A 15,323-nucleotide genomic window follows, 5' to 3' on the forward strand; every position below is an offset into this window, starting at 1 on the left:
ATTTATGACTCGTGCTGTTCCGCTGACCCTGGCCATGCTGATCCTCGCCGGCTGCAGCGGCGGCGGTCCCGCCGGCAATTCGAGTTCGAGCTTCGACAAGGGGTTCGTCGATTCGTTCCGGCCCAAGTTCATCGCGCAATGCCAGGAAGGCGCGCAGAAGACGTCGGGCTCGACCAAGGACTTCTCGGTCGTCTGCGGCTGCGTCGCCGACAAATTGATCGCCAACAAGAGCGTCGGCGAGCTGATGACCGGCCCGTCACAGGAAGACACCAAGCGCTATGCCGGCGAATGCTTCCGCGAGCATCCGGTCAGTTAGTCGAGCCAGGCACAAAGATTCGTAAGTCTTTTGGAATCTGGACTTCCCGAATACTTTCGACTTTTTCGACTAGAACGCCGGTGCGTGAAGCGCCAAAATGCCCGTAAACGCCGAAATAGTTCGCCTCGCGGCCGAGGAAGCAAAGGTGATAAGCAGCGCCATCGCGCCTTGTCGACAGTCCGCGCGCGTCCTTCGCCGCGTCCAGCCAAGGCAGATCGCCGTAAGAAACGGACCCGACGTCCGATAGATCTTTGATATCGTGCAAGAAAATTGACTGCTCAAAGCCTGGCATCCACACACCGCAAATCCTGCGTTGCGGCAAGGTGAGGTAACAGCGCTGTTCGCCCCGAAACAATTTGAGGCCTCTCGCGCGAAACCAGCAATCGTTAGCCGCCATCCTCTCCGAGTTGAGCGCCGGAACAGGCTGCGTGCGGACAAGCACAATGCAACCAACGACAAAAGCCGCCAGGGCCAACCAAAGAAGATATGGCGACTTAGCCAACCACTGCAGGCCCCTTACCCCGCGCATAGTCCTGCGTGCCGCGGGTCATGACCTCGTCCTCGGGGAGGATTTCCGCGATCGGAATGTCAGGCTGCGCCTTCAATCGTTCGTAGAGCGGGGCGAAGTCGGTCTCCACCGTCACGCGGAGCAATTCGTCGAAGCTGGGGATGACGAAATAATTCTGCTGGAAGTCGTCGATCCGATATTCGGTCCCCATCACCCGCGCGAGGTCGAAGCCGATCCGGTTGGGGCTGGGATCGTCGAGCGCGAACTGGCTTTCGGCATAGCTCGACACGATCCCCGAGCCGTAGATGCGCAGGCCCTCGGGCTCGGCGATCAGGCCGAATTCGACCGTGTACCAATAGAGCCGGCCGAGATATTTGAGCGCGTCCAGCCCCAGGGCGCGCTGACCGCCCTGGCCATAGACGGCAAGATAATCGGCGAACACCGGGTCGGCGAGCATCGGCACATGGCCGAACACGTCGTGGAAGACGTCGGGTTCCTGGAGATAATCGAGCTGGTCGGGGCGGCGGATGAAATTGCCCGCGACGAAGCGGCGATTGGCCATATGGTCGAAGAACACGGCATCGGGGACGAGGCCGGGGACGGCGACGACTTGCCATCCGGTCAGCTTCATCAGCCGCTCGGACAATTCCTCGAAATCGGGGATGCCGGGCTTGCTGAGCTTGAGCACGTCGAGCCCGCGCAGATAGGCTTCGGACGCGCGGCCGGGGAGCAATTTCGCCTGGCGCGCGAAGAGCGTATCCCAGGTGGCGTGCTCCTCCGGCGTATAATGCTGCCAATCCTGCGGAATCGTCCAGTCGGACGCGGCACCGGGCGGCGGAGAATCAAGAACGTGCGTTTCAGTTGCCATTGAAACCATCTATCACGACGACCGTGGGGAAAGAAATCGTGTCGCGCGCCTCGAGCGTCCTGGGATGGTTCGGCCGAGCGCTGATCTTCGTCGTCCTGGCCTATGTCACGGCGGGTCTGGTCGGCGGGTCGATCCCGGCCAATGCCGGCTGGACACCGCCAGCGCAGGGCGTGCGTATCCTGGTCGAGGATAATGGCATCCATACCGGGCTGGTGCTGCCGGTCCGCGCCGCCGGGATCGACTGGAGCCAGGATTTCCCGGCCGGCGACATCGCCGATCCGCGCTATGCCCGGTTCGGCTGGGTCGCGGTCGGCTGGGGCGATCGCGCTTTCTATGTCGAGACGCCGACCTGGAGCGACGTCCATCCGCTCACCGTGCTGCGCGCCGCGACCGGCAGCACGCGCACCGTGCTCCATGTCGAGCATGTCGACGAGCCGCCGCTCGCGCCCGACACCCGCGCGATCGTGCTGAGCGAAGAGCAATATCGCCGGCTGGTCGCCTATATTCGCGCCAGCCGCGGGCCGGGCGGCAAGGTCGCGGGCGGGTACGACGTCAACGACGTCTTCTATGACGGGCGTGGGTCGTACAGCGCGATCCGGACATGCAACGAATGGACCGGTGGCGCGCTTAGAGCGGCAGGCGTGAGAGTAGGCGTATGGACACCCTTTCCGATCGACGTGATGGCATGGTTCTGACCCCGCCGAGCAAGGCGCAATGGGCGGCGGAATTCCCCCGAATGGTGGGAACGATAGCGCGCATCCCGGTCGAATGGCCCGAGCTGATGAAGGCGCCGGCGGGCGACGGGCGGCCGATCATGCTGCTGCCCGGCCTGTTCAATTCGGACCGGTCGAACGTGGTGATGAAGCGCTATCTGACCGCGCTCGGCTATCGGGTCGAGGGCTGGCGGCTGGGGCGTAATCGCGGTGCCAAGGCGATCGGATCGGAAGGCGAGAAGCTGCTCGCGCGGTTGGAGGCCTATCATCGCGACGCCGGCGAGCCGGTGACGTTGATCGGGGTCAGTTTGGGCGGGATCATGGCGCGCTTCCTGGCGCATCGCGCGCCGGAGATGGTGCGTGAGGTCATCACCGTCAGCTCGCCGTTCGCCGGCGATCCGCACGCGACCAATGTCTGGCGGGCGTTCGAATGGCTGACCGGCGAAAAGGTCGATTCGCCCGACGTCGTCGCCCGCCGCGAGGAGATCGCGCAGCCGCTGCCGGTGCCGTCGACCGCGATCTGGTCGGCCAGCGACGGACTGGTCAACGGCCATTTGTGCCACGACCCGCAATGCCGCGAGATCGAGATCGTCAGCAGCCATATGGGGGTGCAAATGCACCCGGACACGCTGCGCGCGGTTGCGGGGGTGTTGGGTGGGGAAAAGGGGACGAAATCAATTCAAGCCCCTCCCCCTTTAGGGGAGGGGTAGGGGGTGGGGGATGCCTCGCAGAGCGCTTCGCCCGTGACTGCCCCACCCCAACCCCGTTCCGGGTGAACAGTCCCCCGGACTGTTCAGGTTGTGCCGGGGGCACAACCGACCCGGAACGCCTGAAGGGGAGGGGCTTGAACTTCCTCAGTTCTGCGGCGCCGGGTCGCCGGCGCGGTAACCGTCATAGGTGCCGCATTGCGACGGGTCCTTCTTGCACGCTTCCGCCGCTTTCTTCCGCGCAGCGCCCTCGCGGGCTTCCTGCTTGCGCATCTTGCGGCCGTAATTGCGGTCGGCTTCCGACTGGCTGGTGGTGGTCCAGTCGACCGCCTTGCCCGTCGCCTTGACCGGCAGGGTCGCGACATCGACCACGGTCTTGGCGAGGCACCCGCCGGTCAGGAGCGGCAAGGCGGCCGCGGCGGCGATCAGGATCTTACGCATCTACTCGTCCCCAAGGATCATTTGCCCGCGCCGGCCCGATAGGCAGCACGCGCTTTGACGCCAATTAGCGGAAAATCGGTGAAAAAGCCATCGATGCCCGCCGCAAGCTGGCGCCGGATCGCCGTGTCGACATCGCCATGCGCACGAGGATCGGCCCCTTTCCTGAGCGAGGCCGGCAGGAAGAAGTTCTCCGCGCGGAACGTCCAGACATGGACGCGCAGGCCGGCGGCATGGGCATCGGCGACCAGTGCCGACGGCGCGCCTTCGCCCTTGTCGACCATGTCCTTGTTGGGGCCGATCCCCCAGGCATAAGCGGCGACCGCCTTCAGTCCCGCGGGCGTGATCATCGCGGCATAGCTGGGCGTGGCGTGGTCGGCGGGGCCACCAGTCGCGTCCATCAGCTGGATCAGGCGGATCTTCGTGATCGAATGGAGCAGCTTGAGGTTGTCGACCTCGAAACTCTGGATGAACACCGGGGCATCAGCCGAATCCCAGCCCGCCTTTTTGAGTTCGGCGACCAATTGGCGCTCCATCGGCTTGCCGATCGAGGCGAAATAGGTCGGGTGCTTGGTTTCGGGATAGATGCCGATCGTGCGGCCGACTTCTTTCGACCGTTGCTTGGCCAGGGCGATGATCTCGGCAAGCGTCGGGATCTCGAACTTGCCGTCATACGCGGCATTGGCCGGGCGCAATTGCGGCAGGCGCTCCTTGGCCCGCAAGGTCTTGAGCTCGGCGAGGGTGAAATCCTCGGTGAACCAGCCGGTGTGGCTTTCGCCATCGATCAGCCTGGTCGTCTTGCGGCTGGCGAATTCGGGGTGGTCGGCGACGTCGGTGGTGCCGGTAATGTCGTTCTCGTGCCGCGCGACGAAGACATTGTCCTTGGTCAGGACGAGATCGGGCTCGATGAAATCGGCGCCCTCGTCGATCGCGAGATTGTAGCTCGCCAGCGTGTGTTCGGGGCGTTCGCCGCTCGCCCCGCGATGGCCGATGACGATGGGATCGGAAAGCGGCGTCATCTTGCCACCCTGCCCCGCCATCGCCGAAGATGCCAGCGCGGCGATGCCCAGCACCGTTACGGCGCGAATTCGCTTGAAAACCGTCATGCGCGACCCGATTCCCCTATCTACAGACGCCCGGCCCTATCGGCGTTTTGTGACCGGGAGGCGACGATGAACGATCATGCCATGGACGCCCCCTATCGCCCGGCGGCGCTCGACAAGGGCATGCAAGGCCTGATCGGCAAGGGGATCGACCGCTACGAAGGTCCGCTCAAGGTCAGCGGCACCGCGCCTTATGCGGTCGAAGGCGCGCCCGACGGGACGCTCTATGCGCATATCGTTGGCGCATCGATCGGCGCCGGCAAGGTGCTGAGCATCGACACCAAAGACGCCGACGCCATGCCGGGCGTGGTCAAGGTGATCGTCGAGCATCCCGATTTTCCGTCGAGCGGCGGCAGCAGCCGCGAGCCGATGAGCGACTGGAGCGATGACATCGATCATTTCGGCCAGCCGATCGCGCTGATCGTCGCCGAAAGCCTGGAAATCGCGCGCGACGCCGCGCTCTCGGTCGCGGTGACGTACGAAACGCGCGACGGGCGGTTCGATCCTGCCGAGCAAACGCCCATCGTCGACCACAAGATCGGCTTCCTGCCCAATATCGTCATCGGCGATGTCGATGCGGCGATCGCGGCGGCGGAAGTCCGTTTCGACCAGATTTATACCACCCCGCCGCATTTCCCCGCCGCGCTCGAGCCGCATGCGACCATTGCCTGGTGGGAAGGCGAGAATCTGGTGGTGCGCGCCTCGCTCCAGGTCCTGAACGGCGCGCGCGAGACGATCGCCACCCAATTGGGGCTCGATCCGGCGCGAGTCCGCATACTCGCGCCCTATGTCGGTGGCGGGTTCGGCGGCAAGACCGGGGTCGGACCCGAAACGATCCTGGCCGCGGTCGCCGCGCGCGAGATCGGGCGGCCGGTCAAGATCGCGCTGCCGCGCCGCCAGACCGCGGCCCTGGTTCATCATCGCGGCGACACGGTGCAGCGCATCCGCATCGGCTGCGACGCCGAGGGTCATATCGCCGCGTTCGCGCATGACAGCGTGACCTCGCAGAAACCGGACAAGGGATTCCTCGAGCCGGTCCATTTCGGCACGATCCCGCTCTATGCCGGCAAGCACCGCCGCTTCACCACCGCGCTGACGATCGTCGACTTGCCGTCCTCGGGCGCGGTCCGCGCGCCGGGCGAGGCGGTCGGCACCTTCGCGGTCGAATGCGCGATGGACGAATTGGCCGAGCAACTCGGGCTCGATCCGATCGAGCTGCGCCGCCGCAACGAGCCCGAGACCGATCCGACCAGCGGCAAGCCGTTTTCGACCCGGCTAATGCTGCAATGCTATGACGACGGCGCGCGGCGGTTCGGCTGGGACCAGCGCAATCCGGTGCCGGGCCAGAATCGCGAGGGTGAGTGGCTGATCGGCCATGGCATGGCGGCGGCGCTGCGCGGCAATTTCACCGTCAACAGCGAAGCGCGCGTCACGCTCACCGCCGAGGGCCGCGCGGTGATCGAGACCGACATGACCGATATCGGCACCGGCACCTATACCGTGCTGGCGCAAGTCGCGGGCGAGATGCTGGGGCTGCCGGTAGCGGCGATCGACGTCCGGCTGGGCGACAGCGATCTGCCGGTCAGCGCGGGATCGGGCGGATCGTTCGGCGCGGGCAGCTCGGGGTCGGCGGTGGCGCTGGCGTGCGAGGACATCCTGGCCGAGCTCGCGCGGCGGATGAACGCGGCGCCGGAGGAATTGACGCTCAAGGATGGCGTGGTCAGCGCGGGCGGACGGTCCTCGCCGATCGCCGACCTGGTCCGCGGGAAGCCGATCGCCGCCCATGGCAAGACCGGCCCCGGCCAGGTCAGCCGCCGCACCAGCCAGGCGAGCCACGGCGCGCAATTCGCCGAGGTCGCGGTCAATGCGGTCACCGGCGAAATCCGCGTGCGCCGCCTGATCGGCGTGTTCGACGTCGGCCGCGTGCTCAACGAGAAGACCGCGCGCAACCAGATGGTCGGCGGGATGATCTGGGGCATCGGCTATGCGCTGAGCGAGGATGCCGTGGTCGATACTCGCACCGGGCAATTCGTGAACCCCGACTTCGGGGAATATCATGTCGCGGTTCATGCCGATGCGCCGGCGGTCGAATGCCATTTCATCGAACAGGTCGATGATCAGGCGAATCCGGTCGGGGCCAAGGCGGTCGGCGAGCTGGGGATTTCCGGCGCCGGCGCGGCGGTGGCGAACGCGGTTTACAATGCGACCGGGATAAGGGTGCGGGACTTTCCGATTACGCTCGACAAGCTGCTGGCTGGGTTGCCGCCGGTATGAGGGGGGCTGACCAAAAATCCTTCCCGTTTACGGGGAGGGGGACCGCTCGCGAAGCGAGCGGTGAAGGGGGCGTCCCGCAAGCCGATTCCGATGAGGAGCGCCCCTTCCACCAAGCCGCTTTGCGGCTTGGTCCCCCTCCCCATCCTGGGGAGGATTTTGGAGTTACCCATGGCCGATAACGACGCCGTCATCGCCGCCGCTTTGGCCTGGCGCGGCGCGCCGATGGCGCTGGCTACCGTGGTCTCGACCTGGGGCTCCGCACCGCGCCCGCGCGGCAGCCATATGATCGTCCACCAGGACGGGCGGTTCGAGGGGTCAGTGTCGGGCGGCTGCGTCGAAACCGACATCATGACCGCCGCCGCCGAGGTGATCGCCGGCGCGCCGTTCCAGCTCAAACATTATGGCGTCGCCGATGCCGCGGCGTGGGAAGTCGGACTTCCCTGCGGCGGCGAGATCGCGGTGCTGGTCCAGCCGGTCGCCGCCGACGGATTCGATCCCGAATTGTTCGACCGTATCGCCGAGGCGCGGGCCAGCGGCACGGCGCTCGACGTCGTCACCAATCTCGACACCGGCCAATCGAGCCTGCGTCCGATCGAGGGCGCCGCGTTCGTCAATCGCTATGAACCGCCGCGCCGCTTGCTGATCGTCGGGGCGGTGCAGATCGCGCAGGCGCTGACCGGGCTGGCGCGCGAGCTCGGCATCGCGACGACGGTGATCGATCCGCGCGCGCGCTTCCTGACCGCCGAGCGCTTCCCCGGCGTGACGCTCGACGACCGCTGGCCCGACGAGGCGGTCGCCGCGCTCAAGCCCGATCCAGCGACCGCGGTCGTCACGCTGTCGCACGACATCAAGATCGACGATCCCGCGCTCGCCGCCGCGCTGGCGGCACCGACCGGCTATATCGCCGCGCTGGGATCGCGGCGGAGCCATGCCGCGCGGCGGGAGCGTCTGGGCGCGCTGGGCGTTTCAGACTCCGACCTCGACCGCATCGATGCACCCGCCGGAATCGACATCGGCGCGGTCGGCCCGGCCGAGATCGCCTTGTCGATCGCCGCCGGCATGGTGGGAGCATTGCATGATCGAGCCTGAAACCACCGCATTGATCCTGCTCGCCGCGGGCAAGTCGGCGCGCTTCGGCCTGTCCGACAAGCTGACTGAGATGTTCCTGGGGCAGCCGCTCGGCATGCACGTCGTCACCGCGTTGGACGCGGTGCCGTTCGCCCGGCGCATCGCGGTGCGCGACGGCGTCCAGCTCGATTATGCCGCGCGCGGCTATCACGAGGTGCACAACAGGCATCCCGAACAGGGATTGTCGCTGTCGCTGAAAATGGGCGTCGCGGCGGCGCGCGGTCCGGGGATCGAAGCGGTGCTGATCGCGCTGGCCGACATGCCGCGCGTGACCGCGGCGCAAATCTATCGCCTGTTCCACGCCGCGACCGGTCCCGACACGATCGTCGCATCGAGCGACGGCGTGCACCCCAAGCCGCCGGCTTTGTTCGGCGCCAACCGCTTCGACGCGCTCGAAAGCCTCGACGGCGATGCCGGCGCGCGCGACCTCATCCTTGCCGGGCGGCATGTCGTCACGCATCCCGACGAACTGATCGATGTCGATACCGAAGAGGAATTCGACGAACTGATGGCCAAGTTCGGGCAGATCCGCAGCCGCCTAGAATCCTGATTCGTCATTCCCGCGACAACGGGAACCCAGCCCCTGCGTTCTCCGCTGATTCGGCGGACATGGCCTGGCGATGGGTCCCCGCTGTCGCGGGGATGACGGACATAAGCCGCCTTCGCTCATTCGTGCCGCAAGGCGTCGATCGGGTTGAGCGAGGCCGCGCGGCGCGCCGGGAAGAAGCCGAACACCACGCCGATCGCGCCCGAGATCAGGAAGGCGATGACGTTGATCTGGACGTCGAAGATGAACGGCAATTGCCCGAGGATCGACAATAATATCACCGCGAGCTGACCCAATAGCAGCCCGATCAATCCGCCCAGGCACGACAGCACCACCGCCTCGACCAGGAATTGCATCAGCACTTCGTTGGCGACCGCGCCGATCGCCAGGCGGATGCCGATCTCTCGCGTGCGTTCGGTGACCGAGACCAGCATGATGTTCATGATGCCGATGCCGCCGACGATCAGGCTGATCCCGGCCACCGCGGTGACGATGTTAGTGAGCAAGGTGGTCGTACTGCTCAGCGTGTCGGAAATCTGCTTGGTGTCGAAGATGTTGAAATCGTCGTCCTTGCCGCCGGTGATGTGGCGGCGTTCGCGCAGCAAATCGGTGATCGACGCCTGAACCTGCGCGGTCGAATAGGCTTCGTCGACGCCGACCAGGATGAGGCGCACGTCGGTATTGCCGGTCATCCGCCGCTGCACCGCCTTGATCGGCATGATCACGACATCGTCCTGGTCGCCGCCGAAACCGGACTGGCCCTTGGTCGTCAGCAAGCCGATCACGTCGCAGGAAATGCCGGCGATGCGCATCCGGGTGCCGATGGCGGGCTGGGTCTTGTAGAGATTGGTATAGACCGTGCTGCCGATGATGCAGACCGCCTTGCCCGATGCTTCCTCGGTAGGCGTGAAGTAACGGCCGCTGGTGAGCGGCCAGGGCTGGACCTGGAAATAGCCGTTGGTGGTGCCGTTGATCGTGGTCGACCAATTCTGGCCTTCATAGATCGCGGTGCCGGTCGATTGCGCTTGCGGCGCGACCGCGGTGACGCCGGTGATCTGCTTGCCGATCGCCTCGACATCTTGAGGGTCGAAATCGGGCGGCCGCGGCCCGCCGCCGCCGCGGCCGAAGCCCTGGCCGGGGCGGATCTGGAGCACGTTGGTGCCCAGACTCGCGATCGATTTCTGGACCTGGAGCGTGGTCGCCTTGCCCAGGGTCACCATCGCCACGACCGCGGCGACGCCGATGACGATGCCGAGCACGGTCAGGAACGACCGCAGCAGATGGCGCCGGATCGAGCGGATCGCGAGGATGAAGGTGGTGCCGAGCATGGCTAAGCCTTCCTCTCCCCTTGTGGGAGAGGATAGCGGAGCTTGCGAGCTTGCTCGCTAGCGCAGCTTGGTGAGGGGAAGCGGCGCTTGAGCGCCGCGCGGTCGCTGTGCGACTGCTTACCCCTCACCCAGCTCCGACTAGGGCCTTGCTGCGCAAGACCCAAGTCTGCGCAACCCTCTCCCACAAGGGGAGAGGGAAGAAGTGGTCCCGCGCCCTTCATCCCACTCTCTCCCCCTGCCGGTGCCCCGCCTCGACGCGTTCGACCAACCCGTCCTTGAAATGGACGATGGTCTTGGCGAAGGCGGCCATGTCGGCTTCGTGGGTGACCATCAGCACGGTGATGCCGGCATTCTTGTTGAGGTCGGTGAGCAATTCCATGATCTCGACCGAGCGTTCGCTGTCGAGATTGCCGGTCGGCTCGTCGGCGAGCAGCACCGCGGGCTGGGTGACGATCGCACGGGCGATGGCGACGCGTTGTTGCTGGCCGCCCGACAATTCGGCCGGCGTGTGGTCCCACCATTCCTTCAGCCCGACCTTGTCGAGCGCGCCGAGCGCGGTCTCGCGCCGTTCGGCCTTGGCGTCGCCGCGATAGAGCAGGGGCAATTCGACATTCTCCAGCGCCGAGGTCCGCGCGAGCAGGTTGAACCCCTGGAACACGAAGCCGAGATATTTGCGCCGGAGCAAGGCGCGCTGGTCGCGGTCGAGGCTCTCGATATGATGGCCCTTGAACACGAACTCGCCCGCCGTCGGCATGTCGAGGCAGCCGAGGATATTCATCGTCGTCGACTTGCCCGACCCCGACGGCCCCATCACCGCGACGAAATCGCCCGCCGCTATGTCGAGGTCGACGCCCTTCAGCGCCTGGAACGCGGTCGCGCCGGTGCCATAGGTCTTGGTGACACCGCGCAGCCGGATCAGCGGCTCTGGGAGCGTATCAGCCACCGCTCTGTCCGCCGCCGCCGCCGCCCGAGCGCCGCCGGCCGCTGCCGCTGCCGCCCGACTTGCCGCTGGTCGCGCCGGCAAGCTGGCCGGTCACGACTTGCATCCCCGGCTGGAGATCGCCGCCGGTGATCTCGGTCATCGAGCCGTCGCTGTCGCCGGTGGTGACCGATATCGCCTTGAGGCTGCCATCGGCCTGTTTGACGTAGACGCTCTGCCTGGAGCCGCGTTCGAGCGGGGCCGCGCCGTCACCGCCGCCACCGCCACGCCGCCGCATCCGGGGAGTGAGCGCGCCGGCAATTCCGCCGCTCGCCTGCGCCGCCGGTGCTCCCGCCGTCTGCGGCTTGAAGCGCAAGGCGGCGTTGGGGACGAGCAGGACGTTCTTCTTTTCCATCGTGACGATGTCCGCAGTCGCGGTCATGCCCGGCCGCAATTGCTCGTCGGGATTGGCGACCGAGAGATCGGCAGCGTAGGACACGACCTGCGCGGTGGTCGAACCGGTCGACGAGGTCGAGGACGACGAGGTCGCGTCCTGCACCGACAGGTTCGATCCGACATCGACCCGGGTGATCATCGCCGGGAAGGTCTTGCCGGGGAAAGCGTCGACGGTGAAGGTGGCGCGCTGTCCCTGCTTGACGTTGCCGACATCGGCTTCGTCGATCGCGACTTCCAGCTTCATCTGGCGCAGATCCTGGGCGATGACGAACAAAGTCGGCGTGTTGAACGACGCCGCGACGGTCTGGCCGGGATCGATCTGGCGCGCCAGCACCACGCCGGTGACCGGCGAGCGGATCACCGCGCGCACCCGCTGGGTCTGGGCCGACGACAAAGCGGCGCGCGCCGATATGACATTGGCATTGGCCGCGCTGAGATTGGCCAGAGCGCGGTCGCGATCGGCGATCGCCTGATCCATCTCGGTCTTGGCCGGCACGCGGCCGCCCGACAGCCGGCTGACTTCCTGATAGCGCGAGAGCGTGGCTTTGGACTGGGCGAGCGTCGCCTGCGCCTGGCCGACCGCGGCATTGTTCGCGGCCAAGGTTGCCTGCGCCTGCTTGACCTGATCGTCGAACTGCGACGGGTCGATCAGCGCCAGAGGCTGGCCGGCGGTGACGCGGTCGTTGACGTCGACCAGCACCTTGATCACCTGGCCCGACAGCTGCGAGCCGACCGTCACCTGATTGATCGGCGCGAGCTTGCCGGTCGCCGACACGGTGACGGTGAGATTGCCCTTTTGCGCCTGTTCGGTCGCATAGCCCGATGTCGCGGCGGCGCCGAACAGCCGCATCAGGAGCAGGACGACCAGCACGACGCCAATCGCGATCCCCGCCCACAGGGCATAGCGCTTGAGCTTGGACGGCGGGCGCCCGCCGAGGAAGTCGTCGAGTTCGGCCTGGTTGGTCGCCATATTCTTATCCCTGCGGGAGTTCGGGCGGCTTGGTGGCATCCCACCCGCCGCCGAGCGCGAGGTAGAGCGCGACCATCGCCTGCGCCTGATCACCGCGCGCGCTGTTCAAGCCATTCTGCGCCGAGAGCAACGCCGCCTCGCTGTTGTTGAGGGTGGTGATGTCGGTCAGCCCGGCGCGATACTGGCTGCGCGCGAGGATCGCCGCGGCGTTCGAGGCATCGAGCGCGACCGCGAACTCGCGTTGGCGCTGTTTCGCCGCCTGCAGCGCCTGGAGCGCGTTCTCGACATCCTCCAGGCTGGTCAGCACGGTCGATTTATAGGCAGCGAACGCGCCCTGGGCGGCGGCTTCCTGCGACCGTACCCGGCTGCGCGTGCGGCCGCCGTCGAAGATCAATTGGGTCAGCCCGGCGAACAGGCTGCCGGTGATGACATTGGCGATGCTGCCGAGCGCCGAAGCCGAAGTGCCGATATTGCCGGTGATGTTGAGCGCCGGGTAGAGCGCGGCCTTCTCCACCCCGATCTGCGCGGTCGCGGCGCCGAGAGTGCGTTCGGCCGAGCGGACATCGGGGCGCTGGCGCAGCACGTCGCCGGGAATGCCGGTCGGAATATCGGCCGGACCCATCGGGATCGGCTGCACCGCCTCCAACTCAGCCTTGAGCGCGCCCGGCGCCTGGCCGGTCAGTACCCCCAGCCGGTTCACCGCGGCGGCATAATTCTGTTCGATCGTCGGGATTTGCGCCGCGGTCTGGGCGCGTTGCGCGCGCGCTTGCTCCTGGTCGAGGCTGGAGACCAAACCCGCCTGGACGCGGAAACCGGCAATCTCCAGATTGTCGTCCTGGATCGCCAGGCTGTCGCGCGCGATCTTGAGCGCGGCCTGATATTGGCGGGCCAGGATATAGTTGCGCGCGGCCTCCGACGCGATCGAGGTCTGGACGGTGGCGAGGTCGTAGCCCGAGGCCTGTTCGGTCGCCCGCGCCGCCTCGATCGAGCGGCGCGTGCCGCCGAACAGATCGGCCTGATAACTGGCATCGGCGCCGATCGAGAAATTGTCGCGCGGGCCGACCGAATCGAGCAGATTGCGGCTATAGCCGGCCGATCCGCTGACCGTCGGCAATAAAGAGGCGCGCGCCTGGACCAGTCCTTCGCGCGCCTGTTTCAACCGCGCCACCGCTTGTGCGATGTCGAGATTGTCGCGCCGCGCGCGGTCGATGATGCTGGTCATCTCGGTGTCGCCGAACGACGACCACCAGGTCGAGATATCGGGCAGTGCGCCAGTCGTCGCAGGACCGGAATAGGCATCGGGCACGCCGAGCGAGGCGCTCGCCGGCGGCTTGTAGTTCGGCCCCACCATGCAGGCCTGGAGCGGCAGCACGACGGTGAGCATCAAAGCGATACGCGACCGTTTCATGAGCGAAAGCATGGCGGCCGGTAGGACAGAGGTCCATGCTTAATATGTCTTATTTTGTCGCAATCGGGCCGGTTCGGTTCATCTTCGGCGCTTCGCTGTCACGGTGCCGGCCCGCTCCCCCACCCGACCTCCCAATCAGTTTATGCTATGGGAGGTCGGGTGGGGGAGCGGGCTGGTGCCGCACCTGTTTCAGCTTGCTGAAACGGACTCAAAGCTGCCTATTCTAGCTCCAGAATCACTTGATCGACCGCCAGGCTGTCGCCGGCCTTCGCCGCCAGCGACTTGACCGTCGCCGTCTTTTCCGCGCGCAGGATATTCTCCATCTTCATCGCCTCGACCACCGCGAGCGGCTGGCCGGGCTGGACGGCATCGCCTTGCTTGACGTCGAGCCGGACGAGCAGTCCGGGCATCGGCGCGATCAGGAATTTGGACAGATCGGGCGGGATCTTCTCGATCAGATGCTCGGCATAAGGCGCGACATGCGCGGGCAAGGTGCGCGCGACATGCGACGCGCCGCGCGTGGTCAGGCGGAAGCCGGTCCGCGTCCGCGCGATCCGCACAGTCAGGTCCTCATCGCCGAGCTCGGCAGTGACGATATGGTCGCCGGGCGTATATTCGAGTGCCAGGTCGAGATCATCGCCGTCGACCACCACGCCGTCGGTCGAGATTTCGACCTGATGGTCCTGGCCGTCGATCCGCACGGTCCAGGCCGAGGGCGGGCGCAGGCGCTTGCCGAGCTGGCCGTCGATCCGCCGCGCGCGATCGGCCTCCGCCGTCGCGGCAAAGGCAGCGACCGCGGCGAGCGCCTTGAGCAGATCGGGCGCGGCCGGTGCGCCGGTGAAGCCGTCGGGATATTCCTCGGCGATGAAGCCGGTGGTCAGCGCGCCGTCGCGAAAGCGCGGATGCTGCATCAGCGCCGACAGGAAATCGAGATTGTTGCCCGGGCCCTCGATCACGAATTCGTCGAGCGCCGCGATCTGGCGATCGATCGCTTCCTCGCGGGTCGGCGCCCAGGTGATCAATTTGGCGATCATCGGGTCGTAGAACATGCTGACTTCGCCGCCTTCGAGGACACCGTCGTCGACGCGAACCTTGGCACGCCGCTCCCCTTCAGGGGAGGGGCTTGGAGATTGGTGGCTGTCGGCTGCCGGCGGCTCGTACCGCACCAGCCGCCCGATCGACGGCAGGAAACCGCGATACGGGTCCTCGGCATAGACGCGATTCTCGATCGACCAGCCGTTGATCTTGACGTCGCTCTGCCCGAACGAGAGCTTCTCGCCGGCAGCGACGCGGATCATCTGCTCGACCAGGTCGAGGCCGGTAATCTCCTCGGTCACCGGATGCTCGACCTGGAGCCGGGTGTTCATCTCGAGGAAGTAGAAGCCCTCGCCGCTGGTGTCGGCGCCCGATACGATCAGCTCGACCGTACCGGCCGAATAATAGCCGACCGCGCGCGACAGTGCGACCGCCTGCTCGCCCATCTTGCGGCGCATCTCCGGCGAGACGAACGGCGACGGCGCTTCCTCGACCACTTTCTGGTGGCGGCGCTGCACCGAGCATTCGCGCTCGTTCAGATAGACGATATTGCCGTGCTGGTCGCCCAGCACCTGGATCTCGATATGGCGCGGGCTCTCGATGAA

Annotated in this window: 15 protein-coding genes; 6 read left to right on the forward strand and 9 right to left on the reverse strand. The window is 66.3% G+C overall.

The window, feature by feature from the left end; all coding sequences use genetic code 11:
* Nucleotides 1–4 precede the first annotated feature (4 nt).
* Nucleotides 5–316 carry a hypothetical protein gene (locus tag AC1DQQ_RS20550; protein ID WP_478032360.1) on the forward strand — a complete coding sequence of 104 codons (312 nt, stop codon included), beginning with the start codon at nt 5–7 and terminating at the stop codon, nt 314–316.
* On the opposite strand, the gene AC1DQQ_RS20555 is transcribed toward AC1DQQ_RS20550, so the two are convergent.
* Together AC1DQQ_RS20555 and phhA are read right to left on the reverse strand one after the other, a co-directional pair.
* Nucleotides 309–818 (reverse strand): hypothetical protein, encoded by a 510-nt coding sequence (locus AC1DQQ_RS20555; RefSeq protein WP_478046608.1) that lies wholly within the window; start codon nt 816–818, stop codon nt 309–311. The two genes, AC1DQQ_RS20550 and AC1DQQ_RS20555, sit on opposite strands and share 8 nt — an antisense overlap.
* Complete coding sequence (gene phhA, locus AC1DQQ_RS20560; protein ID WP_478046609.1) at nt 811–1,692, reverse strand: phenylalanine 4-monooxygenase; 882 nt, start codon at nt 1,690–1,692, stop codon at nt 811–813. The genes AC1DQQ_RS20555 and phhA overlap by 8 nt, the downstream gene beginning before the upstream one ends.
* A 38-nt stretch (nt 1,693–1,730) precedes the next feature.
* Here phhA and AC1DQQ_RS20565 point away from each other — a divergent pair, with 38 nt between their 5' ends.
* Both AC1DQQ_RS20565 and AC1DQQ_RS20570 read left to right on the forward strand, forming a co-directional pair.
* A complete protein-coding gene (locus AC1DQQ_RS20565) occupies nt 1,731–2,387 on the forward strand; it encodes a TIGR02117 family protein (protein ID WP_478041340.1) in 657 nt (218 codons plus the stop codon).
* Entirely contained in the window at nt 2,378–3,115 is a 738-nt protein-coding gene (locus AC1DQQ_RS20570; protein ID WP_478046610.1) for a lipase family alpha/beta hydrolase, read from the forward strand. The genes AC1DQQ_RS20565 and AC1DQQ_RS20570 overlap by 10 nt, the downstream gene beginning before the upstream one ends.
* 144 nt (nt 3,116–3,259) lie before the next feature.
* Here AC1DQQ_RS20570 and AC1DQQ_RS20575 read toward each other — a convergent pair whose 3' ends face one another.
* Together AC1DQQ_RS20575 and AC1DQQ_RS20580 are read right to left on the reverse strand one after the other, a co-directional pair.
* Nucleotides 3,260–3,553, reverse strand: coding sequence for a hypothetical protein (locus AC1DQQ_RS20575; protein ID WP_478046611.1), 294 nt, complete (start codon nt 3,551–3,553; stop codon nt 3,260–3,262).
* Between the two features lie 17 nt (nt 3,554–3,570).
* The gene (locus AC1DQQ_RS20580; protein ID WP_478046621.1) at nt 3,571–4,590 is read right to left on the reverse strand and encodes a glycerophosphodiester phosphodiesterase; all 1,020 of its coding nucleotides are present in this window, start codon (nt 4,588–4,590) and stop codon (nt 3,571–3,573) included.
* 132 nt (nt 4,591–4,722) lie between these two features.
* Between AC1DQQ_RS20580 and AC1DQQ_RS20585 the strand changes: the two genes are divergently transcribed.
* From AC1DQQ_RS20585 to AC1DQQ_RS20595, 3 genes are all read left to right on the forward strand, one after another.
* Complete coding sequence (locus AC1DQQ_RS20585; protein WP_478046612.1) at nt 4,723–6,927, forward strand: xanthine dehydrogenase family protein molybdopterin-binding subunit; 2,205 nt, start codon at nt 4,723–4,725, stop codon at nt 6,925–6,927.
* A gap of 168 nt (nt 6,928–7,095) precedes the next feature.
* On the forward strand, nt 7,096–8,016 hold the full coding sequence (locus AC1DQQ_RS20590) for an XdhC family protein (RefSeq protein WP_478046613.1): 921 nt from the start codon (nt 7,096–7,098) through the stop codon (nt 8,014–8,016).
* Nucleotides 8,003–8,605 carry a nucleotidyltransferase family protein gene (locus AC1DQQ_RS20595; RefSeq protein WP_478046614.1) on the forward strand — a complete coding sequence of 201 codons (603 nt, stop codon included), beginning with the start codon at nt 8,003–8,005 and terminating at the stop codon, nt 8,603–8,605. The genes AC1DQQ_RS20590 and AC1DQQ_RS20595 overlap by 14 nt, the downstream gene beginning before the upstream one ends.
* 116 nt (nt 8,606–8,721) lie before the next feature.
* Here AC1DQQ_RS20595 and AC1DQQ_RS20600 read toward each other — a convergent pair whose 3' ends face one another.
* The 5 genes from AC1DQQ_RS20600 to AC1DQQ_RS20620 all read right to left on the reverse strand — a co-directional run.
* Entirely contained in the window at nt 8,722–9,930 is a 1,209-nt protein-coding gene (locus AC1DQQ_RS20600; RefSeq protein ID WP_478046615.1) for an ABC transporter permease, read from the reverse strand.
* 217 nt (nt 9,931–10,147) lie between these two features.
* Complete coding sequence (locus AC1DQQ_RS20605) at nt 10,148–10,873, reverse strand: ABC transporter ATP-binding protein (RefSeq protein WP_478046616.1); 726 nt, start codon at nt 10,871–10,873, stop codon at nt 10,148–10,150.
* Nucleotides 10,866–12,275: an efflux RND transporter periplasmic adaptor subunit gene (locus AC1DQQ_RS20610; RefSeq protein WP_478032347.1), complete on the reverse strand. Its 1,410-nt coding sequence runs from the start codon at nt 12,273–12,275 to the stop codon at nt 10,866–10,868. The genes AC1DQQ_RS20605 and AC1DQQ_RS20610 overlap by 8 nt, the downstream gene beginning before the upstream one ends.
* Before the next feature lie 4 nt (nt 12,276–12,279).
* Nucleotides 12,280–13,683, reverse strand: a complete 1,404-nt coding sequence (locus AC1DQQ_RS20615) for an efflux transporter outer membrane subunit (RefSeq protein WP_478046617.1) — start codon at nt 13,681–13,683, stop codon at nt 12,280–12,282.
* A gap of 218 nt (nt 13,684–13,901) precedes the next feature.
* The coding region (locus AC1DQQ_RS20620) for an ATP-binding protein (RefSeq protein ID WP_478046618.1) at nt 13,902–15,323 on the reverse strand (1,422 nt) is incomplete at its 5' end.

The organism is Sphingomonas sp. P4_G3 (assembly GCF_056401105.1).